Annotated in this window: 22 protein-coding genes; 5 read left to right on the plus strand and 17 right to left on the minus strand. The window is 72.0% G+C overall.

Annotated elements, in window-relative coordinates:
- Window positions 1-167: 167 nt before the first annotated feature.
- A complete protein-coding gene (locus tag LL648_RS02095; RefSeq protein WP_232660636.1) occupies window positions 168-374 on the minus strand; it encodes a hypothetical protein in 207 nt (68 codons plus the stop codon).
- Between the two features lie 149 nt (window positions 375-523).
- On the opposite strand from LL648_RS02095, the gene menE reads away from it, so the two are divergent.
- The 3 genes from menE (at window position 524) to LL648_RS02110 (ending at window position 3993) form a co-directional block, all read left to right on the plus strand.
- A complete protein-coding gene (gene menE, locus LL648_RS02100) occupies window positions 524-1675 on the plus strand; it encodes an o-succinylbenzoate--CoA ligase (RefSeq protein ID WP_232660637.1) in 1152 nt (383 codons plus the stop codon).
- A 117-nt stretch (window positions 1676-1792) separates the two neighbouring features.
- The gene (locus tag LL648_RS02105; RefSeq protein WP_232660638.1) at window positions 1793-3016 is read left to right on the plus strand and encodes a hypothetical protein; all 1224 of its coding nucleotides are present in this window, start codon (window positions 1793-1795) and stop codon (window positions 3014-3016) included.
- Window positions 3017-3111: 95 nt separating this feature from the next.
- Window positions 3112-3993: a 1,4-dihydroxy-2-naphthoate polyprenyltransferase gene (locus LL648_RS02110; RefSeq protein ID WP_232660639.1), complete on the plus strand. Its 882-nt coding sequence runs from the start codon at window positions 3112-3114 to the stop codon at window positions 3991-3993.
- Window positions 3994-3996: 3 nt separating this feature from the next.
- Here LL648_RS02110 and LL648_RS02115 read toward each other — a convergent pair whose 3' ends face one another.
- Window positions 3997-4287, minus strand: a complete 291-nt coding sequence (locus LL648_RS02115; RefSeq protein WP_232660640.1) for a DUF4229 domain-containing protein — start codon at window positions 4285-4287, stop codon at window positions 3997-3999.
- Window positions 4288-4466: 179 nt separating this feature from the next.
- Here LL648_RS02115 and LL648_RS02120 point away from each other — a divergent pair, with 179 nt between their 5' ends.
- Together LL648_RS02120 and LL648_RS02125 are read left to right on the plus strand one after the other, a co-directional pair.
- A complete protein-coding gene (locus tag LL648_RS02120) occupies window positions 4467-4691 on the plus strand; it encodes a BldC family transcriptional regulator (protein WP_232660641.1) in 225 nt (74 codons plus the stop codon).
- Between the two features lie 70 nt (window positions 4692-4761).
- Window positions 4762-4977, plus strand: coding sequence for a hypothetical protein (locus tag LL648_RS02125; protein WP_232660642.1), 216 nt, complete (start codon window positions 4762-4764; stop codon window positions 4975-4977).
- Between the two features lie 30 nt (window positions 4978-5007).
- On the opposite strand, the gene LL648_RS02130 is transcribed toward LL648_RS02125, so the two are convergent.
- From LL648_RS02130 to LL648_RS02200, 15 genes are all read right to left on the minus strand, one after another.
- Window positions 5008-6315 (minus strand): MinD/ParA family ATP-binding protein, encoded by a 1308-nt coding sequence (locus LL648_RS02130; RefSeq protein WP_232660643.1) that lies wholly within the window; start codon window positions 6313-6315, stop codon window positions 5008-5010.
- 118 nt (window positions 6316-6433) lie between these two features.
- Window positions 6434-7369, minus strand: a complete 936-nt coding sequence (gene ccsB, locus LL648_RS02135; RefSeq protein WP_232660644.1) for a c-type cytochrome biogenesis protein CcsB — start codon at window positions 7367-7369, stop codon at window positions 6434-6436.
- Entirely contained in the window at window positions 7369-8988 is a 1620-nt protein-coding gene (resB, locus tag LL648_RS02140) for a cytochrome c biogenesis protein ResB (RefSeq protein WP_232660645.1), read from the minus strand. The genes ccsB and resB overlap by 1 nt, the downstream gene beginning before the upstream one ends.
- Window positions 8989-8990: 2 nt before the next feature.
- A complete protein-coding gene (locus LL648_RS02145; RefSeq protein WP_232660646.1) occupies window positions 8991-9767 on the minus strand; it encodes a cytochrome c biogenesis CcdA family protein in 777 nt (258 codons plus the stop codon).
- Between the two features lie 166 nt (window positions 9768-9933).
- Window positions 9934-10509 (minus strand): TlpA family protein disulfide reductase, encoded by a 576-nt coding sequence (locus LL648_RS02150; RefSeq protein WP_232660647.1) that lies wholly within the window; start codon window positions 10507-10509, stop codon window positions 9934-9936.
- Window positions 10506-11144 carry a histidine phosphatase family protein gene (locus LL648_RS02155; RefSeq protein WP_232660648.1) on the minus strand — a complete coding sequence of 213 codons (639 nt, stop codon included), beginning with the start codon at window positions 11142-11144 and terminating at the stop codon, window positions 10506-10508. Before LL648_RS02155 ends, LL648_RS02150 begins: the two co-directional genes overlap by 4 nt.
- On the minus strand, window positions 11141-12466 hold the full coding sequence (gene hemL / locus LL648_RS02160) for a glutamate-1-semialdehyde 2,1-aminomutase (protein WP_232660649.1): 1326 nt from the start codon (window positions 12464-12466) through the stop codon (window positions 11141-11143). Before hemL ends, LL648_RS02155 begins: the two co-directional genes overlap by 4 nt.
- A 295-nt stretch (window positions 12467-12761) precedes the next feature.
- Window positions 12762-13511 (minus strand): hypothetical protein, encoded by a 750-nt coding sequence (locus tag LL648_RS02165; protein WP_232660650.1) that lies wholly within the window; start codon window positions 13509-13511, stop codon window positions 12762-12764.
- Between the two features lie 55 nt (window positions 13512-13566).
- A complete protein-coding gene (locus tag LL648_RS02170) occupies window positions 13567-14454 on the minus strand; it encodes an RDD family protein (protein ID WP_232660651.1) in 888 nt (295 codons plus the stop codon).
- Between the two features lie 108 nt (window positions 14455-14562).
- On the minus strand, window positions 14563-15543 hold the full coding sequence (gene hemB / locus LL648_RS02175) for a porphobilinogen synthase (protein ID WP_232660652.1): 981 nt from the start codon (window positions 15541-15543) through the stop codon (window positions 14563-14565).
- Between the two features lie 105 nt (window positions 15544-15648).
- Window positions 15649-17193 carry a uroporphyrinogen-III synthase gene (locus tag LL648_RS02180; protein WP_232660653.1) on the minus strand — a complete coding sequence of 515 codons (1545 nt, stop codon included), beginning with the start codon at window positions 17191-17193 and terminating at the stop codon, window positions 15649-15651.
- Window positions 17190-18191 (minus strand): hydroxymethylbilane synthase, encoded by a 1002-nt coding sequence (gene hemC / locus LL648_RS02185; protein WP_232660654.1) that lies wholly within the window; start codon window positions 18189-18191, stop codon window positions 17190-17192. The genes LL648_RS02180 and hemC overlap by 4 nt, the downstream gene beginning before the upstream one ends.
- Window positions 18188-19552, minus strand: coding sequence for a glutamyl-tRNA reductase (locus tag LL648_RS02190; protein ID WP_232660655.1), 1365 nt, complete (start codon window positions 19550-19552; stop codon window positions 18188-18190). The genes hemC and LL648_RS02190 overlap by 4 nt, the downstream gene beginning before the upstream one ends.
- Window positions 19549-20295: a redox-sensing transcriptional repressor Rex gene (locus LL648_RS02195; protein ID WP_374111961.1), complete on the minus strand. Its 747-nt coding sequence runs from the start codon at window positions 20293-20295 to the stop codon at window positions 19549-19551. The genes LL648_RS02190 and LL648_RS02195 overlap by 4 nt, the downstream gene beginning before the upstream one ends.
- Window positions 20296-20605: 310 nt before the next feature.
- The gene (locus tag LL648_RS02200; protein ID WP_232660656.1) at window positions 20606-21271 is read right to left on the minus strand and encodes a fasciclin domain-containing protein; all 666 of its coding nucleotides are present in this window, start codon (window positions 21269-21271) and stop codon (window positions 20606-20608) included.
- Window positions 21272-21283 lie beyond the last annotated feature (12 nt).

Genomic DNA, 21283 nt, shown 5'->3' on the forward strand with positions numbered 1-21283 from the left:
GTGAATCGGCTACAGCGCGAAGCCCCCGAAGTCCCGACGAGGGCAGCAAAGCCACTTTCCGGCCCCACAGGGCACGCACGACACCGAAGCTCCCCACCGTTTTGGGCACATGCGCGCGTTTTCGGCGCGCATCCACCCAAAACGGTGGGGAGCTTCGGCACGGTCCGCTACGTCCCGCGAACGGCGTCCGCCCGCCACGCGAGCAGCATGCGCACCAGCGGGTCCTCGGAGTCCTTGACGCGGCCGCCCCGCACGGCCTCGATCAGCATGTCGTCAGAGTGGACGCGCTCCTGCTCCGCGGCATCCCGCTGCAGCGGGATGGCCTGCCGGAGCGCGCTGGGGTTCAGCGCGTGCATCCGGTCCGAAAAGGCCATACCTGATCATCCCCAAAGGACGGACCTCGCACACCGATCGTTCAGGTGACAACCAACGTGCAGTTCCGTCACGTCGTGTCATCGGAGTACCCGTTCGGGGTGACCGATGAAACACTGCCGCGCTGGTCGGGGAGGCATAGTGTCGTTCCGTGCGTCCAGTTGCCTGCACTGTGGACGGCTCGCCCGAGCGGGTCGCCGATCTCGTGCTGGCCGTCGAACGCGCACTCGCGGGCGGCCCACCCGTCCGTCCCGCAGCCCGTTCCGTATCACAAGGCGACGCCGAACCGGTGCCGTCGGCACCGCCCGGCACGGCGGTTGTGCTCGCCACGTCCGGCTCGACGGGCACCCCGAAGCTCGTCGCCATCAGCACCGCCGCGCTGCGCGCCTCCGCCGCGGCGACGGCCGCCCGGATCGGCGGCCCGGCGCGCTGGCTGCTCGCGCTCCCCGCGGAGTACGTCGCCGGCGTGCAGGTGATCGTCAGGTCGCTGCTGGCCGGCACCGAGCCGCTGGCGCTCGATCTCCGCGGCGGTTTCCGCGCCGAGGCGTTCGCCGAGCGCACCGCCCGGCTGGGCGCCGGCCGCCGCTGCACCAGCCTCGTGCCCACCCAGCTGAGCCGGCTCATCGACCACGGCGGCGCCGGGCTCGACGCGCTGCGCAGCTACGACGCCGTGCTCATCGGGGGCGCCGCGCTGCCGTCCGCCTTGCGTGAGCGGGCGCTGGCCGCCGGCGCGCGGATCGTGACGACCTACGGGATGAGCGAGACGTCCGGCGGGTGCGTCTACGACGGCATCCCACTGGACGGCGTCACGGTCGACATCGAGCCCGACGGCCGGATCCTGCTCGGCGGCCCCACGCTGGCCAGCGGGTACGTCGGTCGGCCCGCCGAGACCGCGGCCGCGTTCGTCGACGGCCGGTTCCGCACCGGCGACATCGGCCTGTGGGACGAGGACAGGCTGCAGGTGCTCGGCCGCGCCGACGACGTCATCGTGACGGGCGGGGAGAAGGTCGCGCCCTCCGTGGTCGAGCGGGTGCTCGCCGAGCAGCCCGGCGTCGAGGCGGTCTGCGTGACCGGACTGCCCGACGAGGAGTGGGGGCAGGTCGTCGCCGCTGCCGTGGTCTGCAATGACATGGACGCTGCGTGGTCCGAGCGGCTGCGCGCCGCGGTCCGCGCCGAGCTGGGCCGGGCCGCCGTGCCGCGCCGCATCGCGCCGGTCGACGAGATCCCGCTTCGTGGCACCGGGAAGCCCGACCGCGAGGCCGTTACCCGGATGCTCTGCGGTCTACCCACGCCTATCAGGTGACTTCTCGCTACACCCCTTCGTGGCCGTCACTCTGCGTTGATTGACCACTACAGATTCATTCGATGTGCTGCGCCCCACACGAAACTCCTGTCACATCCGTAACACGGGGAGCAATACATGCGGATCAGGCTGCGCACAGCGGGGCTGCTCGCGATCGCGGGCACGCTCGCGACGGGCAGCTTCTCGCCGGCGGCCGCCGAGACTGCCGCGACGACGAGCTGGTCGCCCGATCTCGGTGCGGGAGAGGCGGCCGGCATCTCCGTCGTGGCCGGCGCGGCGACGCTCGACCCGGACGACACCTACCTCGCTCCTGTCGACGACGGGACGCACGCGGAAGGCGATCCTGCCGCCGCGTCGACCGGGCTGCTCACCCTGCCGGCGCAGCAGCTCGCGCGCGCGACCGACCGCGTGCGGGCGAGCATCGGCGGCGACGTCCCCCCGGGCACGTCGGCCGTCGTGGACATCAGGGGAAAGCGCCAACTCGGCGGCTGGACGGAGTGGGTGCCGGTCGCGAACGATGCCGTCGCGCAGCTCCCGGAGCCGTCGTCGCGGGTGCAGGGCAGGCTCGTGCTCACGGGCGACGGCGCCGCGATGCCAACCGTCCGCGACGTGACGCTGACGGCGATCGAGTCGGAACGGGCACGATCGGAGGCGCCCACCCCCGCGAAGGAGATGCTGAACTACCGCGTCTTCGCCACCCGCGAAGGTCTCGCGGGCGGCCGGACGGCGAACGGGCACACGATCGCCGAGCGGGACCACTTCGTCGCGCTGCCGTCGCGCCGCGCGCTGGCGCCGCGCAACACCAGCGACTATTCCGTGAAGGTCTGCGCACCCACCGGTCGGTGCGCGTTCGCGCCGGTGTGGGACGTCGGGCCGTGGAACACCCGCGACGACTACTGGAACCCGCCGGGCCAGCGCCAGGAGTGGGGCGACCTTCCACAGGGCCTTCCACAGGCGCAGGCGGCGTTCGACGACGGGCACAACGGGGGGCGCGACCAGTACGACCGCGAGGTCAAGAACCCCGCAGGAATCGACCTCGGCGACGGCCTGTTCTGGGACGCGCTCGGGCTGAAGAACAACGCGTGGGTGACTGTGGACTACCTGTGGACAGGCCCCTTGCGCTTGTCGAAGGTGGCCGGCGAGGAGCCGGTCGACGTGCTTGCCGCCCCAGACGCCGCGGCAAAGGTCGTCGGTGTCGCAGCGGCGAAGGCCGCCGTGCCCGTGGAATGCCTGCTGACCTCCGCGGCCGGGAAGTGGCTGCGGATCGGCACCGACCAGTACGTGGCCGCCGAGGCCGTGCCCGACGCGGGCGACGTCGAAGTCTGCAACGCCGCCGCCTGACGCCGAAAGTTCCCCACCGTTTTGCCAACCTGCAGACCTTCGAGGGTGTGCGAGTTGGCAAAACGGTGGGGAAGTCCATGGCATAGCGTTGGGTTGTGGCGACTGTGGCGCAGTGGGTCGAGGGGGCGCGTCCGCGCACCATGCCGACCGCGATCTCCCCTGTTCTCGTAGGTACCGGCGCGGCGATCGGCGCCGGGGTGATCGCGCCGGGACGGGCGCTGCTCGCGCTGGTCGTCTCCGTCGCGCTGGTGGTCGGCGTCAACTTCGCGAACGACTACTCCGACGGCATCCGCGGCACCGACGACGACAGGGTCGGCCCGCTGCGCCTCGTCGGGTCGCGGCTCGCGACGCCGACGGCCGTGCGCAACGCCGCCTTCATCAGCTTCTCGGTCGCGGGGTTGGCCGGGCTGACGCTGGTCTCGCTGAGCCGGCAGTGGTGGCTGATCGCCGTCGGGCTGCTGTGCGTCGCGGGCGCGTGGTTCTACACCGGCGGCAAGCGCCCCTACGGTTACGCGGGGTTCGGCGAGGTCGCGGTGTTCGCCTTCTTCGGGCCGATCGGCGTGCTCGGCACGGTGCTCACGCAGAGCGGGACGCCGGGTGCGCTCGCGATCCTCGCCGCGGTCGGGGTCGGCGTGCTGACCTGCGCCGTGCTGGTGGCGAACAACCTGCGTGACATCCCGACCGACACCGTCGTCGGAAAGCGCACCCTCGGTGTGATCCTCGGCGAGGCCGACACCCGCAAGCTCTACGCGGCCATCGTCGCGCTGCCGTTCGTGCTCGGCGTGCTCGGTGCGCTGCGCAGCTGGCCGCTGCTGCTGGGCCTGCTGGCGCTGCCCCTCGCGATCGTGCTGATCCGGATCGTGCTCAAGGGCGCGCAGGGCCGCGACCTGATCCCGGTGCTGGTCAGGACGAGCCTGCTGCTGCTGATCTGGTCGGTGCTGACGGCCGTCGGGCTGGCGCTGGGCGCCTACCTCTGACCGTCAGGCCTGCGGCTCGTCCTCGCCGCGCAGCCGGGCGCGGAGCGCCGCCCGTTCGGCCGACCGCCGCTCGCCCGCTGCCGCGATGGCGGAATCGAGCCTGCCGCGCAGGCCGCGGAACAGCACCATCGAGAGCGGCAGTGCGACGACGAGCCCGATGAGCAGGGCGAGCAGGAAGGGCACGCCCGCGACGACCAGCACGCCGGTCACGACGGCGACGAGCCCGAGCCGCGCCAGTGCGTAGAGCGCGACAGCGGCGGGCAGGCCCATCTGCGTCGACGTGGACGAGGTCATGCCCCGAGGGTACGACGACCGCACCCGGACCGTGCACCAGCTCGACGAACGCACGCATGTCCGGTTCGTCCTTGAAGAGCCCTTTACCGAGACACAACCGTTCGAGTACCTGGGGTCCGAGGTGTCACGATGGCCCGAATGGCCCGTTCACATGCGGACCGCGAACGACGGAGGTCACCATGTCAGTGTCGACCCACCAGAACGGCAGCGAACGGCTCCTGACACCCGGCGAGGTCGCGGCACTCTTCCGCGTCGACCCCAAGACTGTCACACGTTGGGCCTCTGCCGGTCGGATCGGTTCCATCCGCACCCCAGGTGGCCACCGCCGGTTCCGCGAGTCGGAGGTTCGCGGCATGCTCGCCGAGCTGACCAGCGAGGCGACGGCTCCCGTCAGCCGTGGGTGACGTCCGATAGATCGACTTCACCCCGGTTTGTCCTCGCTCCGCTAACCTCGTTGACGGAGGTGGTTCGGAGATGGTGCTGTTCGTCATTGCGTTCCTCGGCGCCGCAATCATCGCGATCGTGCTGTGGAAGGCGATGAACACGGCCCGAGGCGAGATGCCGCTCCCGCCGCGCAGGCCGTCGAGCCCGCCCAGCAGGCCGCGGGTCAGCGGCCCCGACGACGATCCCGACTTCCTCCGCCAGCTCGACGAGCGGGTGAAGCGCAGGGACGACCCGCCTGCCGGCTGACGTCCGATCGGGGCCCGATGAGGGCTCCGATCAGGTGGTGTGCGCGCCCTCGAAGGCGTCCGCCACCGAGGCGGCCAGCTCGAGCAGGGCCATCCGGGTGCCCGGTTCCAGGCGGTCGAGGTCGACCTCGGCGCCTTCTTCGAGGTGCGCGTCGAACGGGATCTTCACCACCGCGCGGCAACGAGCCGCGAAGTGCTCCGCCACCCGGTGCAGGTCGACCCCGCCGGACGAGCGGTGCACGCAGTTGATCACCGCGACCGAGTTCGCCACCAGGTCGCCGTGGCCGTGCGCGTCGAGCCAGTCCATCGTCGCCGAGGCGCTGCGCGCGCCGTCGATCGAACCGGACGAGACGATGATCAGCTGATCGGCCACCCCGAGCACCCCGTACATCGCGGAGTGCATGAGCCCGGTCCCGCAGTCGGTCAGCACGATGTTGTAGAAGTGCTCCAGCAGGTTGACCGTGCGCCGGTAGTCCTCCTCGCTGAACGCCTCGGACACCGCCGGGTCCTGCTCGCTGGCCAGCACCTCCAGCCGCGAAGGGCCCTGTGACGTGTACGCGCGCACGTCCGTGTAGCGGCGCACCCGTTGCGCGTCGCGCAGCAGGTGGCGCACGGTCGCGCTGGTCTCCAGCGGGATCTTCTGGCTCAGCGTGCCCCGGTCGGGGTTCGCGTCGACGGCCACCACGCGGTCGCCGCGCAGCGACGCGAACGTCGCCCCGAGCGTTGCGGTCATCGTCGTCTTGCCGACGCCGCCCTTCAGGCTCAGCATCGCGATCTTGTAGCAGCCCAGCAGCGGCTGGTTGACCCGCGCGGTCAGCTCCCTGCGGCGGATCTCGGTGGGGCTCTCCCCCGGGTTGTAAAGGCGCCCGGAGAGCACGTAGACGAGCCTGCGCCAACCGGACTGGGGCGGCCGCTTCGCCGGCCGGAGCAGGCGGGCCGACGACAGGTCGGGATCGGCCGGGAGCTCGCCGTCGCTGCGCGCGCGTTGCGCCTCCTGCGCGGCGACGGCCACCGGGTCGATCCAGCGTGCGGTGCCGCGCGGCGGTGTCCGCACGGGCGGCTCAGGCGCCGGCGCGACGTCCTCGATCGGCGGCGGGACCGCGTGCATCGGCGGCGCCGTGTCGTTTCCCGACGGCATCCGCTGCTCGGGGGCGACCGGCGAGATCGCCGCGGTCGGACCTTCGAGCGGTTCCGGATCCTCGCGCGGCTGCGGCGGACCGGCCGGTCGAGGGCGTGGACGCGACGAGCGCGTGGGGACAGCACCCCAGCGCTCACGGACGTACCGACCGACCGAGCCGTCCGGGTAGTCCCGGTCGTTCTTCGGCTCACTCTGAGTCATCGATGCTTCCCGCCGAACCCGTCCCACTGACCGCTCAACCATCTCACGTGAGCCGACGGTAGTCGCGCGAGTGCTCCTGGTCGAGGCGCGGACGGGTGTCGGCTGGTCGGGCGGGGTGTCAGCCCAGTCCTGCATACGAGTGGAGGCCCGCGATGACCATGTTCACGAAGAAGAGATTGAAGATCATCGAAGCGAAGCCGGCGACGTTGACCCACGCCGCGCCGCTCGCCCGCCAGCCGGCCGTCGCCCTCGCGTGCAGGTACGCGGCGTAGATGACCCACGAAATGAACGCGACGGTCTCCTTGGGGTCCCAGCCCCAGAACCGCCCCCACGCGGCCTCGGCCCACAGCGCACCCGCGATCAGCCCGAACGTGAAGATCGGGAACGCCACGATCGTGACGCGGTAGGCCAGCCGGTCGAGCACTTCGGCCGAGGGCAGCCGGTCCAGCAGCGATGGGCCCCGGTCGGGGCGCGCATCGACGCGGCGGCGCACCAGGAACAGCAGGCTCGCAACGCCCGGCACCAGCAGCAGGCCCGACGACGCGCTGATCGTCGTGACGTGGATCACCATCCAGTACGACTGCAGCGGCGGCACCACCGGCCCGGTGGACACGTACAGCACCGTGCCGCCGAGGAAGAGCAGGATCACGACGGGCGTCAGCACGAACAGGCCGAGGTTGCGGGCCGCCGGCACGCGGCGCAGCGCGACCAGCCACCCGACGACCGCCATGAGGCAGATGAACGAGATGAACTCGTACATGTTGCCGAGCGGCCAGCGCCACGCCGCGATGCCGCGCGCGACGATCGAACCCAGGTGCAGCAGCGCGCCGAGGATCACCAGCGCGACGCCCATGCGCCCGAACCGGGCGGACCGCCCGCCGGTCGGCGCCTGCTCCTGCGGGCTCTCCTGCTCCGCGCCGGCGGCGCCGACCAGCACGGCCTTCGCCGAGCGGTCGGCGGAGTACGCGATCCCGTAGAGGATCATGGCGAGCACGTACACGCCGACGGTCGCCATGTAGAGGCGGTCGCTGAAGATCGCGAGATCGGTGGGCATCAGCCGTCCTTCGCTTCGGTGGATGCACTTTCCGGTACCAGCTCCGCACCCATGCGGTCGAACTCCTCGCCGTACCCGGCGCGGTCGGTACGCGCCAGCCCACCGATCTCCACGACGGTACGTTCGGTGCCGTCGTCGCCGGTCAGCGGGGTGAGCCTGGCCCAGAACCGGCGCCTGCGGATCGAGAGCGAGAGCCCGAGGCCCAGCAGCAGCGCGATCGCGAACACGAGCACGTAGTTCTGCCCGGGGTCGTAGCTGACCTGCAGCGACACCCACTGCTGCACGCTGTCGAACCGGACGGTGGTGCCGTCGTCGAGCGCGACGGACTGGCCGGGCACGAGGTTCGCGCGCGCAACCCTCACCAGCTCGCCCGAATCGACCTTGCTCCGGTCGATCTCGAAGATGGACTGGCCGCGGCCGTCGTCGAGACCGAGGTCGCCGCGCATCACGTCGATCGCGACCTCGGGGTCGCGCAGCTCGGGGAAGATCGAGGTGACGACCGGGCCGCCGGACGTCGTCGGCGCGAACAGGCCCGTCACGGCGAGCTGCGACGTGCGGCGCTGCTGCTCGTCGGTGACCCCTGGCCGTTCGAACTTCGTGGCACCTTCGGAGAGGAACGTCGTGAGGTCGACCGGCTTCCACTGGATCTCGCCCGTGCGCTGCTGCCCGTCGGGGTAGGTCACGGTGAAGCGCGGCGCGTAGCCGTGTCCCTGCAGGTAGATGCGGATTCCGTCGATGCGCAGCGGGTTGTTGACCGACAGCGTGTACGGCGTCCACTGATCGGCCCGACCGGCGTCGAGGTCCTCCGTCGACTGGTAGCCGATGTCGGTGGTGAACGAGGCCGCCTGCCCGTTGGGCAGGTAGTCGCCCGTGAAGTCGTCCACCTGGATGCAGAACGGCTGCAGGTCGGTGCCGTCGACGCGCAGCCCGGCGCGGAACGTGTCGTAGCCGAGGATCCCGGTGTTGCAGAACTGCCCACCGCCGCTCAGCACGATGACCTGGCCCTCGTAGCCGAAGAGCTTGCCCGCGGCGAACCCGATGAGCAGGCCGATCAGGCTCAGGTGGAACACCAGGTTGCCGGCCTCACGCAGGTAGCCCTTCTCCGCAGAGAACGTCCGCGTGCCGCCCGGCTCGTCGGCCTCGGCGCTGCGCCACCCGGAGAGGCGCTCGCGAACGGCCGCGGCGGCCTCGTCGATCCCGACGTCCAGCGTGGCGGAGGCGTGGTGTGGCAGCCGGGCCAGGTTGCGCGGGGTGACCACGGGCGCGGCACGCAACGCGCGCGCGTGCTCGACCGTCCGCGGCAGCACGCAGCCGACCAGCGAGATCATCAGCAGCAGGTAGATCGCGGCGAACCACGGCGCGGCGAAGACGTCGAAGAACCCGATGCTGTCGAGCACCGGCGCGATGGCCGGGTAGTCGGCGAAGTACTTGTCGACCAGCGAGGCGTTCAGCGAGCGCTGCGGCAGCAGCGCCCCCGGCAGCGCCGCGACCGCGAGGAGGAACAGGAGGATCAGCGCCGTGCGCATCGACGTGAGACCGCGCCACCCGTTGCGCAGGACCGCAAGGCGCTGCTTCGGCGCAGCGCCCGCCGGCCGGATGGGAGTCTCGGTCGCCGCCATGGCTACAGCACCGGCACGAATCCGGCTACGGAGGTCTGCAGCACGGCGAGCAGCCCGCCCCACAGGCCGCTGACCAGCAGCACGCCGACGCCGACCATGAGCACGCCGCCGCCGATCTGGATGGCGCGGGTGTGGCGGCGCAGCCAGCCGAGCGCCCGCACCGCCCGCGACGCGCCGAGCGCGATCACCACGAACGGCAGCCCGAGCCCCGCGCAGTAGGCCAGCGTGAGCACGACCCCGCGGAAGGAGCCACCGCCCGTCCCGGCCGCGACGGCGACAACACCGGCGAGCGTCGGGCCGATGCAGGGCACCCAACCCAGCCCGAACACCGCACCCAGCAGCGGCGCACCCCACACGCCTGCACGCGGCACCCAGTGCACGCGGCGCTCGTTCTGCAGCACCGGGATGAGCCCGACGAACGCCAGCCCCATGACGATCATCACGATGCCGCCGACGCGCTGCAGCACCGCCTCGTTCGCGACCAGCGCGTCGGAGAGCCAGACGACGCCGACCAGGATCGTCCCGAAGACCACCGTGAACCCGGCGACGAAGAGCCCCGCGGCACCCGCGACCCGCCAACGCCCGCTCCGCGGCTGCGCCGCCTGCGCCGTCGTGGCCGGCGGAGCGTCGGCGCCCACGATCCCGGCGAGGTACGCGAGGTAGCCGGGAACCAGCGGCACGACACACGGCGACGCGAAGCTGACGGCGCCCGCGAGCACGGCCACGACCGCCGCGAGCAGCAGTGGCCCCGAGATCGCGAGCGTCGTCGACGGGTCCATCACCGGAAAGGGTAGGCCCGCCGGCGGCGTGCCCGACACGCGGGTTCTACAACGCGTAGATCTACGGGCGGGGCCGAACGGGATGCGTGCGTTCCGCACGCGTGGGCAGGAAAGCCACTTTCCGGCCCTCACAGGGCAGGAAAGTGGCTTTCCTGCCCTCCCGCGCCTACGCCTCCGCCGCCAGCCGTTGGACCAGCGGGATGACCTCCGAGACCCGGATGGGCAGCAGGTACACGGCGGCGACGCGGTGCTGCTTGTCCAGCACGATCGTCGACGGGACGGCGTTGCGCGGGTAGCCGCGCAGCCTGCTGAGCACCCGGCCGGGGTTGTCGAAGATCGAGTCGAAGGTGAGGCCGCGGTCGCGGACGAAGTCGGCCGCGGCGTTGCGGTCGTCGCGCAGGTCGAGCCCGAGCACCGCGACGCCCGCCTGGGCGGTCTGATCCTGGATGAACTGCAGGTCGGGGGCCTCCGTGCGGCACGGCCCGCACCACGAGCCCCACAGGTTCAGCACGACGACCTTGCCCGGGTAGCTCTCCAGCCCGACGGTCTCGCCGGGTCGCAGCAGGCTCTCGCCGGAGAAGTTCGTGACCGGCCCGCGTGCGGAGGGCGGGTCGTACAGGATCGTCGTCTTGCCGCCGGGCGCGACGAACGTGAACTCGCCACCGGAGGGCACGGCGTCCTTGCTGGTGGAGCACCCGGCGAGGAGCAAAACCGCGCCGAGCAGGGCGGCGAGCAGCCTCATGCGCCGGTCTGGGTCGGCGCGCTGCTGCCGGCCGGTTCGCTGTAGCGCACGCCGGTCAGCTCGGTGCCGGTGAACACGAGCGTCGTCAGCGACGCGAGCGCGCACTGCCGCCTGCGCGGGTCGTGCCACAAGCGCTTGCCGGTGACGAACCGGCGCAACGTCCAGATCGGCAGCTGGTGCGAGACGCACACGACCTCGCGCCCGACCGCCAGCTCCCTCGCCATGTGCACGGCGCCGAACATGCGATGCGCGATCCGCAGGTACGGCTCGCCCCACGACGGTGTGAACGGGTCGCGCAGCAGCGGCCAGTGCCGCGGGCTGCGCAGCGCGCCATCGCCGACGGACACCTTCTGGCCCTCGAAGCGGTTGTCCGCCTCGATCAGCCCGTCGTAGGTGACGATCTCCAGCCCGTGCGTCGCTGCGATCGGGGTCGCCGTCTCCTGCGCGCGTTGCAGCGGCGACGCCACGACCGCCGCGATGTCCGCCTCCGCCAGCGACTTCGCCACGATCTCGGCCTGGTGAATCCCGTTCTCGGAGAGCCGGAACCCGGAGAGGCGGCCGTAGAGGATGCCTTCGGGGTTGTGCACCTCGCCGTGCCGCAGCAGGTGCACGGTCGTGGTCGGCGCCGGGCTCACTGCGCGGCCTTCGCGGCGGCGGCCGCCTTCGCCGCTACGGGTAGGGCGGCGTCGATCGCCTCCCACGTCGTGTCGTCGAGCGCGGCGGAGACGAACCACGCCTCGTACGCGCTCGGCGGCAGGTAGACGCCGCGGTCGAGCATCGCGTGGAAGAACGGGGTGAACCGCCAGGTGTCCGACGCCTTCGCGGCGTCGTAGTCGCGCACCTCGTCTTCCGCGAAGAACACCGACAGCAGGTTGCCGGCGAACTGGACGTGGTGCTGCACGCCCTCCGCCGTCAACGCGGCCGTGATCATCGAGCCGAGCCGTTCGGCGTTGGCGTCGAGCGCCGTGTAGACGTCGGCGTCGGCAGCACGCAGGGTCGCGAGGCCGGCGGCGACCGCAACCGGGTTCCCGGAGAGCGTTCCCGCCTGGTAGACGGGCCCGGCCGGGGCGAGGTGCGCCATGAGCTCGGCGCGGCCGCCGAAGGCCGCGGCCGGCAGGCCACCGGACATCACCTTGCCGAACGTGTAGAGGTCGCCCGCGACGCCTTCGAGGCCGAACCAGCCGGCGGCCGAGACGCGGAAGCCGGTCATCACCTCGTCGATCACCAGCAACGCGCCGTTCGCGTGGCACAGGTCGCGCAGGCCCGCGTTGAACCCGGCCACCGGCGCGACCGCGCCCATGTTCCCAGCGGCCGCCTCGGTGATGACGCACGCGATCTCGCTGCCGCGCTCGGCGAACACCGCGCGGACGGCGTCGAGGTCGTTGTAGGGCAGCACGACGGTGTCGGCGGCCTGCGCCCCCGTCACTCCGGGGCTGGTCGGGAGCCCGAGCGTCGCAACACCCGAGCCGGCCTGGGCGAGCAGCGCGTCGACGTGCCCGTGGTAGCAGCCGGCGAACTTCACCACGACCTTCCGGCCGGTGATCCCCCTGGCCAGCCGGATCGCGCTCATCGTCGCCTCGGTGCCGGAGTTCACCAGCCGCACCTGCTCGACCGGCCCGACCCTGCCGATGATCTCCTCGGCCAGCTCGATCTCCGCTGCGGTCGGCGCGCCGAACGACAGGCCGTGCACCGCGGCGGAGCGCACGGCGTCGACGACGGCGGGATGCGCGTGGCCGAGGATCATCGGCCCCCACGAGCTCACGAGGTCGACATAGCGGTTCCCGTCGGCGTCGGTCAGCCACGGCCCGGCCGCCGACGCGATGAACCTCGGCGTCCCGCCGACGGCCAGGAACGCGCGGACCGGGGAGTTCACCCCGCCCGGGATCGCCGCCGACGCGCGCGCGAACAGCTCGGCGGACGTCTCGGTGCGGAGCGATGACAGCTGCTGGCTACCCACAGCCTCCAGTCTTACAGCCACCCGGTGCCGTCCGGCGCGAGGGCCTCAGCTGGTTGATGCCCGCAACGTCGCCCGCCGACCGCGGTCCGTTCCTGCGAGTTGCGTGTGGTGGTGGCTGCCGCGTGACCCGGGCCCGGCCGTGGTGACCGGCCGGGATGTGTGCGTTGCGCACGCGAGGGCAGCAAAGCCACTTTCCGGCCCTCACAGGGCAGGAAAGTGGCTTTCCTGCCCTCCCCACCCCAGGGTGAGCTGCGGTCCTGGCACCGCCGTGGCCACTCCCGGACGCGCGAGGGAGCTAACCCCGGCGGCTCGCGATGAAGCGGCTCGACGCAGGCCGGAAGAGCAGGACGACCCCGACGATCGCCAGCACCAACGGGATCACGCCGATCAGGACCGGGCCCACGTTGAGCGATCCCACGACCCCACCGACGCTCAACACCGACGCAACGATCGTGAAGCCGAGCAGCAGCACGAAGATCACGGTGAGCACCGTGACGAGCACCCTGCCGACCGCGCTCCCGCGGAAGGCCATGATCGCGAAGATCAGGTAGAGCAGGGCCGGTACGGCGATGATCGCGCCGGCCACTAGGAACAACGTGACCGGGCCGAGCCCGGTACTCGCGATCTGATCGGACATGCTCGGCGAGATCTGGCTGGCGAAAGCGCCGGCGCCGAGCATCATCAGCACGCCGATCCCGAGGTACGGCACCACCGAAATAATCATGAGTATCAGCGCGACGATCATCGCCGCGGGGCGGGACGCCGTAGCGGGCTCGCCGTAGCCGGAACCGCCGAAACCCTGCCCGTAGGACGGCGGCTGCTGCTGCCCGCCGTACGGGTTGTACTGGTACTGGCCCTGACCTTGGCCCTGGTTGCCGCCGTAGGGCGGCGGTGGGCCCTGCTGGTAACCACCGGGCGGCCCCTGCGGGGGCGGACCGCCGTACTGACCGGGCTGCTGTTGCTGCCCGCCGTACTGCGGCTGCCCGCCGTAGGGGCCACGGTTCTCCGGCTGACCCTGCTGGTGCGGGTCGTACGGTGACGTCACGAACCAAACGGTAGGTCCGGCCGGTCCCCGTGTCCACGCACGATAGGGGCTGTTTCTACTGGGCCTTGATCACGATCGTGTTGGACAGCTTGTCGTGCCATGCGCGGCCGAGCGGCTTGTCCGTGAGCACGGAAATACCGTCGACCAGCACCCAGGCCGCCAGGAGCAGCGAGCCGAGGAGGAACCCGAGGATCGGGATGAACGAAAGGAGACCCAGGGCGAGATAGCAGCCGGGGTAGAGCAGCGCCCTCTTGATGATCGCGCCCTGGTCCGGCTTGCTGCCATCGGCCGCAACCAGACGGGTCTTCATCACCATCTTGCCGACCGTCTGACCGTTGCGTGAATGCAACAGGAAATCGTATCCCGCGGTGATCAGGCCGAACACCAGCCATGTCAGTGCCCCGACGAGCACCACTGTGAAGGCACCCGGGCCGCCGACGATCTCGCCGGTCGAAGGATCGAACCGCGGAGTGCTAGCACCCGCCAGGATGATCGCGCTCAGGATGGCACCGAGAATGAAGTAGACGATGCCGTAGATGACGCCATCGACGATCCGCCCGACCAGCCGCTCCCACCACTCCGGGATGAGACCCGGCGCTCCCGGCGGCACAACACCCTGCGGCTGGCCGTAACCACCCGGCTGCGGGTACCCGGGCTGCTGCCCGTACCCGGGCGGAGGCTGCTGCCCGTAGGCGGGCGGCTGGCCGTAACCGGGCTGCTGCGGCTGCCCGTAACCGGGCGGGGGCTGCTGCTGGCCGTATCCAGGAGGAGGCTGCTGCCCGTATCCGGGCGGGGGCTGCTGGCCGTACCCGGGCGGAGGCTGCTGCTGCGGGTAGCCGCCCTGCTGGGGCGGTGGCCCGTAACCGGGCGGCGGGCCGTAGCCCGGCGGAGGCTGTTGCTGCCCCGGCTGACCCGGCCACTGCGGGTCGGAAGGCGACGTCATGCCGCGAAAGGTATGGCGGCCGGCAGGATCATGTCCAGGTCGTTCGCGCAACCGTGACGTTCACCGGTTGACTATCTGCGGCCGATCGCTTAGGGGAAGCGACGCAGGTCACTCCCGGTCGAGCCACGTCGAGACCTCGGTCGCCCAGTACGTGAGCACGATGTCCGCGCCAGCCCGCCGAATCGACATGAGCGTCTCCATGATCGCGCGGTCGCGATCGATCCACCCGTTCGCGGCAGCCGCCTCGACCATCGCGTACTCGCCGGAGATCTGGTACGCCGCGACCGGGACGTCGGAGACCTCGGCGACCGCCCGCAGCACGTCGAGGTACGACATCGCCGGCTTCACCATCACGAGGTCGGCGCCCTCCTCGAGGTCGAGCGCCAGCTCCCGCAACGCCTCCCGGATGTTCGCCGGGTCCTGCTGGTAGGTCTTGCGGTCGCCCTTGAGCTGCGACTCGATGGCCTGCCGGAACGGGCCGAAGAAGGCGGAGGAGTACTTCGCGGTGTACGCGAGGATGCCGGTGTCGTGGTAGCCCGCCGCGTCGAGCGCGTCGCGGATCACGCCGACCTGGCCGTCCATCATCCCGCTCGGGCCGAGCAGGTGCGCCCCCGCTTCGGCCTGCGCGACCGCCATGTCCGCGTAAACGGCCAGCGTGGCGTCGTTGTCGACGGCGCCGCGCTCGTCGAGCACGCCGCAGTGGCCGTGGTCGGTGAACTCGTCGAGGCACGTGTCGGCCATCAGGACGGTGGAGTCGCCGACCTCGGATCGCACGTCCCGCAGCGCGACGTTGAGCACGCCGTCGGGGTCGACGCCGCCGGAGCCCGTCGCGTCGCGCTGCTGCGGGACGCCGAAGAGCATCAGCCCGCCGACTCCCGCCGCGACGGCCTCGGCCGCCGCCTTGCGCAGCGATTCGCGCGAGTGCTGGACGACACCGGGCATCGACGAGATCGGCGTCGGCTCGCTCGCGCCTTCCTTGACGAACATCGGCAGGACGAGGTGCCGCGGACGCAGATCGGTCTCCGCGACGAGCCGCCGGAGCGCGGGGGTGGTGCGCAGCCGTCGCGGTCGGTGATGGGGGAACGCCACACAGCCAGCGTACGACTCCGCCCAGAACGCCGAACTTCCCCACCGTTTTGCCTACTTACACGGGCTGCAGGGTGTGCAGGTTGGCAAAACGGTGGGGAAGTTTGCTCAGCGGCGGCGGGCCTTCGCCTTGCGCGGAGGCGGCAGCGCGCCCTCGGCACGCAACCTGGCGGCGTGCGCCGCCAGCGCGTCGACCAGCGCCGGGACCCTCGCCTCCTCAGGCTGGACGTCGACCCGCAGGCCGAACTCACGGGCCGTCTCGGCCGTCTGCGGGCCGATGCACGCGACGATCGTGCGCGCGTGCGGCTTGCCTGCGATCCCGACGAGGTTGCGCACCGTCGACGACGAGGTGAAGCAGACCGCGTCGAACCCGCCGGTCTTGATCGCCTCGCGGATCGGGGCGGGCGGCGGAGCGGCGCGGACCGTGCGGTAAGCGGTCACGTCGTCGATCTCCCAGCCGCGGTCGCGCAGGCCGGCCGCGAGGGTCTCGGTCGCGATGTCGGCCCGCGGGAGCAGCACGCGGTCGACCGGGTCGAGCACGTCGTCGTAGGGCGGGAAGATCGAGAGCAGCCCCTCGGACGACGTCTCGGCGGGCTCGGTCTCGCTCGGCACCAGCTCGGGGTTGATCCCGAAGGCGCGCACGCGGTCGGCCGTCGCGGACCCCACACAAGCGATCTTCACGCCGGAGAAGGCGCGCGCGTCGAGACCGAACTCGGCGAACTTCTCCCACACCGCGCGCACGGCGTTGGTGGAGGTGAAGACGACCCACTGGTAGCGCCCGTCGACGAGCCCCTTGACCGCACGCTCCATCTGCGTGGGCGAGCGCGGCGGCTCGACGGCGATCGTCGGCACCTCCTCGGCGGTCGCGCCGTGGACGGCCAGCCGGTCGCTCATCACGCCGGCCTGGTCCTTCGTGCGCGGGACGAGCACGCGCCACCCGTAGAGCGCCCGCGACTCCCACCACGACAGCTCGTTGCGCAGCCCGACCTCGGCGCCGATCGAGACGACGAGCGGGCCGTCGAGCTCGGCGGCGTCGCCCGCGACGGTGGCCAGGGTGGCCTGCACCGTCTTCTGCGTGGTCGCGGTGCCGCTCGAGGTGACGGCGACGGGCGTCTGCGCCGCCAGACCGTGCTCGGTGAGCCCCGACGCGATCTCGGAGAGGTGCGAAGCGGTCGCGTGCAGCACGAGCGTGCCGGGCACCGCGGCGAGCCGCGCCCAGTCGACGCCGGCGCGCACATCGGCCTCGACGTGCGCCGAGCCGAGCGGGACGCCCGCGTAGGCGGGCACCGCCGTGCCGGCCGGCACGCCGGGGATCACGTCGAACGCCACCTCGGCGCCCGCCACCGCGATCGCCTCGGCGACCACCGAGTCGACGGTCAGCGGATCCCCGCTGACCAGCCGCGTGACCGCACGGCCGCCACGGGCCTCCGTGACGAGGTCGCGCGCGACGTCGGCGGGTTGGCCGACCGCCGGCCGGACCTCGGCGCCCTCTGCGACCAGCGCGAGTATGGCCTCGGGGACGTCCGAGTCGGTGACGACCAGCGGCGCGCCCGCGAGCGCTTCCCGCGCACGGACGGTCAGCAGGCCGGGGTCGCCGGGGCCACTGCCCACGAATGCGACCCGTCCCTGAGTGGCGGTAGGTGTTCGGTTCATCTGTCGGAACTCCCGATCCAGCGGTTCTCGTGGGATGCCCGCTCGCCCGAAAGCGTCGCGCCCCCCATGTCGAGCAGCTCGGTGGCCAGTGCCGCTCCGAGCTTCTCGGCGTCGTCCATGTCTCCCGTTGCCGACGCGCGCAACAGCGCACCGTCGGTCGTGCCGACCACCGCACGCAGCGAGATGCGGTCGATCACGTGCCCGTCGTCGTCGATGTCCGACACGACGTCGGCGAGCGCCCCGATGGGCGCGCTGCAGCCGGCTTCCAGCCCTGCCAGCACCGCACGTTCCGCGGCGGCCGCGGCCCTGGTGCTCTCGTCCTCCAGCGTGGTGCCGAGGATCTTGACGAGGTCGATGTCGCCGATCCTGCATTCGACGGCCAGCGCACCCTGCGCGGGCGCCGGCAGCATCTGCAGCGGATCGAGCAGCTCGGTCGCCTCCCCGATCCGGCCGAGCCTGCGCAGCCCGGCCGCGGCGACGACCACGGCGTCGAGCTCGCCGGATGCGACCTTGCCGACGCGGGTGTCGACGTTGCCCCGGATCGGCACCACCACGAGCCCGAGGCCCAGGGCCTGCAGCTGGGCGGTGCGCCGCAGCGATCCCGTGCCGACCCGGGAGCCGCTCGGCAGCTCGCCGAGCACGAGCCCGTCGCGGGCGACGAGCGCGTCGCGCGGGTCCTCGCGCGGCGGGACGGCCGCGAGCACCAGCCGCGGGTCGGGTGCGGTGGGGAGGTCCTTGTAGGAGTGCACCGCGACGTCGACGGTGCCCTCGGCGAGCGCCTCGCGCAGCGCCGAGACGAACACCCCGACGCCGAGCTCCGCGATCGGTGCGCTGGAGCGGTCGCCGACGGTGCTGATCTCGACGAGCTCGGCGGGATGGCCCGCGGCGCGCAGCCGCTCGACGACGAGCCCGGACTGCGCGGTGGCGAGCCGGCTCGGTCGGGTGCCGACGCGCAGCGGCGCGCCGGGCGTCCGGCCGGTGGTGGGTGCTGAGGTCATGTGGTCTCCTCCGCGCGCTCGGGGCGGGCCTCGAGCGCGGCGAGAACGTCGCCGCTGCGCTGGATGGCGACTGCGGCGGGAGCCTGCGGGTCGAGCTCGAACAGGGTGCGCAGCGCGGCGGCGTAGCTGTCGCCGTCCGGGCCCTCTGCCAGCTTCTTGACCTGCACGGTCGGGGTGTGGAGCAGCTTGTCGACGACCCGGCGGACGCTGCGCGCGAACTCCTCGCGCACCCTGCCGTCGAGCTCGGGGAGGCGTGAGTCGAGCCGCAGCAGCTCGGCGTCGATCACGTCGGAGGCCCTGCGGCGCAAGGCGGTGACCGTCGGGGTGACGTCGGCGGAGCGCTGGGCGGCGAGGTAGGCCTGGGCCTCCTCGGCCACCAGCTCCTGCGCCGCCGCAACCGCCGCGCCGCGCGAGCCGGACGCGAGCCTGCGCTGCAGCGCGACCAGGTCGATCATCGTGATGCCCGGCAGCGCCGCGACACCCGGGTCGACGTCGCGCGGCAGGCCGAGGTCGACGACCACGAGCGGCCGCCCACCACGGGCCTCGACGGCGGAGCCGACGACGTCGCCGCCGACCACCGTGCCGACGGCACCGGTGCAGGCGAGCATGAGGTCGGCCGCCACCAGCTCGGGGCCCAGGTCGTCGAGCGTGCCCGGCCGCGACGGGGTGCCGTGGCCGGCGGTCAGCTCGGAGAGCCGGGCCGCGCGCTCCGGCGTGCGGTTGAGCACGACGATCTCGGCGACGCCCGCCCGGCGCAGGTGCGCGGCGGCCAGGCTGCCCATGGCCCCGGCCCCGACGAGCACCGCCCGCTTGCCTTCCAGAGCACCACCGAGCGCACCTGCGGCGTCGTCCAGGGCCTCGGAGACCACCGAGGCGCCGGCCGCGTCGATGCCGGTCTCGGCGTGCACCCGCTTGCCGACGCGCAGCGCCTGCTGCGCCAGCTCGTGCAGCACGCGCCCGACGGTGCCGGCCTCGTCGGCCGTCGCGTAGGCGGTGCGCAGCTGGCCGAGGATCTGCGCCTCGCCGACGACCATCGAGTCGAGCCCGGACGCGACGGCGAACAGGTGCTGCACCGCCGAGCCCGCGTAGTGGACGTAGACGTGCTCGGTGAGCTCCGCGAGGGGCATGCCGGTGTGCCGGCCCAGCACCTCCGAGACGTCGGAGAGACCGCCGTGGAAGGCGTCGACGACCGCGTAGACCTCGATGCGGTTGCAGGTGGAGAGCAGCACCACCTCGGTGACGTGGGCGCCGCGCACCAGCTCGTCGAGCAGCTTGGGCACGTCGTCGGCGCCGACGACGGCCCGTTCGAGCACGTCGACGGGCGCACTGCGGTGCGAGAGACCCACGACGAGGACGCTCATGAGTGGGCTCCTCCCGAACCGTTCACGGCGTGACCGTTGACCATCTGCTCAGTGACAACGTCGGCAGTGGCCGTCAGGTGCCTTCTCGCGACGTGGAAAGCGAGGATCTGCAGTTCCACCGCGAGGTCGACCTTGCGGACCTCGACCTCGCCCGGCACCTGCAGCACGACGGGCGCGAAGTTGAGGATGCACCGGACGCCGCTCTCGACCAGCAGGTCGCAGGCGCCCTGCGCCGCCTGCGCGGGGGTGGCGATGACGCCGATGGTGATCGCGCGCTCCGCGCAGACCTCGGGGATCGCGCGGATGTGGTCGACGAGGATCCCGTTGATGTGGATCCCGACCAGGTCCGGATCGACGTCGAAGAGCGCCGTGACGGGGAACCCGCGGCCGCCGAAACCGCCGTACCCCGCGAGCGCGTGCCCGAGGTTGCCCACCCCGACCAGCGCGACGGCCTGCCGGTGGTTCAGCCCGAGCGCCCGCTCCAGCTGGTGCAGCAGCGAGGAGATCTCGTACCCGACACCGCGGATCCCGTAGGAGCCGATGTAGGACAGGTCCTTGCGCAGCTTCGCCGGGTTGACCCCGGTGGCAGCGGCGAGCTCGTCGCTGGAGACGGTCTCGGCGCCCTGCTCCGCGAGCTCACCGAGCATGCGCAAGTAGACGGCGAGCCGCGCGACACTGGCCTCGGGGATGGACCGCTGCTTGACGGTCGTACCCTCGGAGCCTGCCTCTGCCGGCACGGGCACGAAACATCTCCTTGTTGCCGCTGCTGAACATGGGTTGCCGAGGCGTAGGCACGTCCCGAGGGCGCCGGGGAAACCCCGGTGGAAGACCGGGACGCGATGCCGGCGACAGCACTACACGGTAGTCGCTTGTGAAGACACGCACAAAGTTGCGATCTTGGTCGGGATCGTGCTCACACCCGGGCCTCCGACCAGGCGACCGGTGGTCGCCGAAGGGCGCCCGCTCGGCGCAGCCGAGCCGACTTCCCCACCGTTTTGCCTACCTGCACACGCTCACGGGTCTGCAGGTTGGCAAAACGGTGGGCAACGTTCGTCAGGTCTTCGGCAGCAGCACCTTGTCGATCACGAACACGGTCGCGTTGAGCGTGGGGACGTCGCCGCAGAGCACGCGGGCCTCGACGCCGTCGCCGCTGGTCAGCGTGGGCGACTCGGCGGTGCCGCCGACGGTGAGCTCCTCGCCGCCGAGCGTGGTCACCGTGCCGGCCGCGACGAGGGCCCGCGCGTCCAGCCGCCGGCCCAGCACGTGGTCGGACAGCAGGTCGGCCACCTCGGACGGGTCGGACAGCATCGTCGTGAACGCCGGTTCGCCGACCGTGCGCCGAGCGTCGTCGAACGCACCGTTGTACGGCGCGAAGACGGTCACGCCCCGCTGCTGGTTCATCGTGTCGGCCAGCGCGGGCACCGCACTCACCGCGGTCATGAAGGTCGTCAGCAGCGGGTTGCCGGCAGCCGCCTGCGCGACGGGTTGCCGCTCGATCGCGGTCAGCGAACCCGCGGCATCGCCCTGCGGGAACGCGCCGCACGACGGTCCGAACGCCGCGGCCGGCGTGGTGACCCCGTTGCTCGCGGGCGGCGCGGCGCTGGTGGGAGCGGCCGGCGCCGAGCTGGCCGGCGCGTCCGGTGGCGGCGCGGAGGACGTGCTGCAGCCGCCGAGCACGGCCACCAGCGCCAGCACCACCACCGCTGGAGCTCTGCGCACCACGTCCCCTTC

Origin of the sequence: Pseudonocardia sp. TRM90224 (assembly GCF_021245725.1) — a bacterium.
Taxonomy (GTDB): Bacteria; Actinomycetota; Actinomycetes; order Mycobacteriales; family Pseudonocardiaceae; genus Pseudonocardia.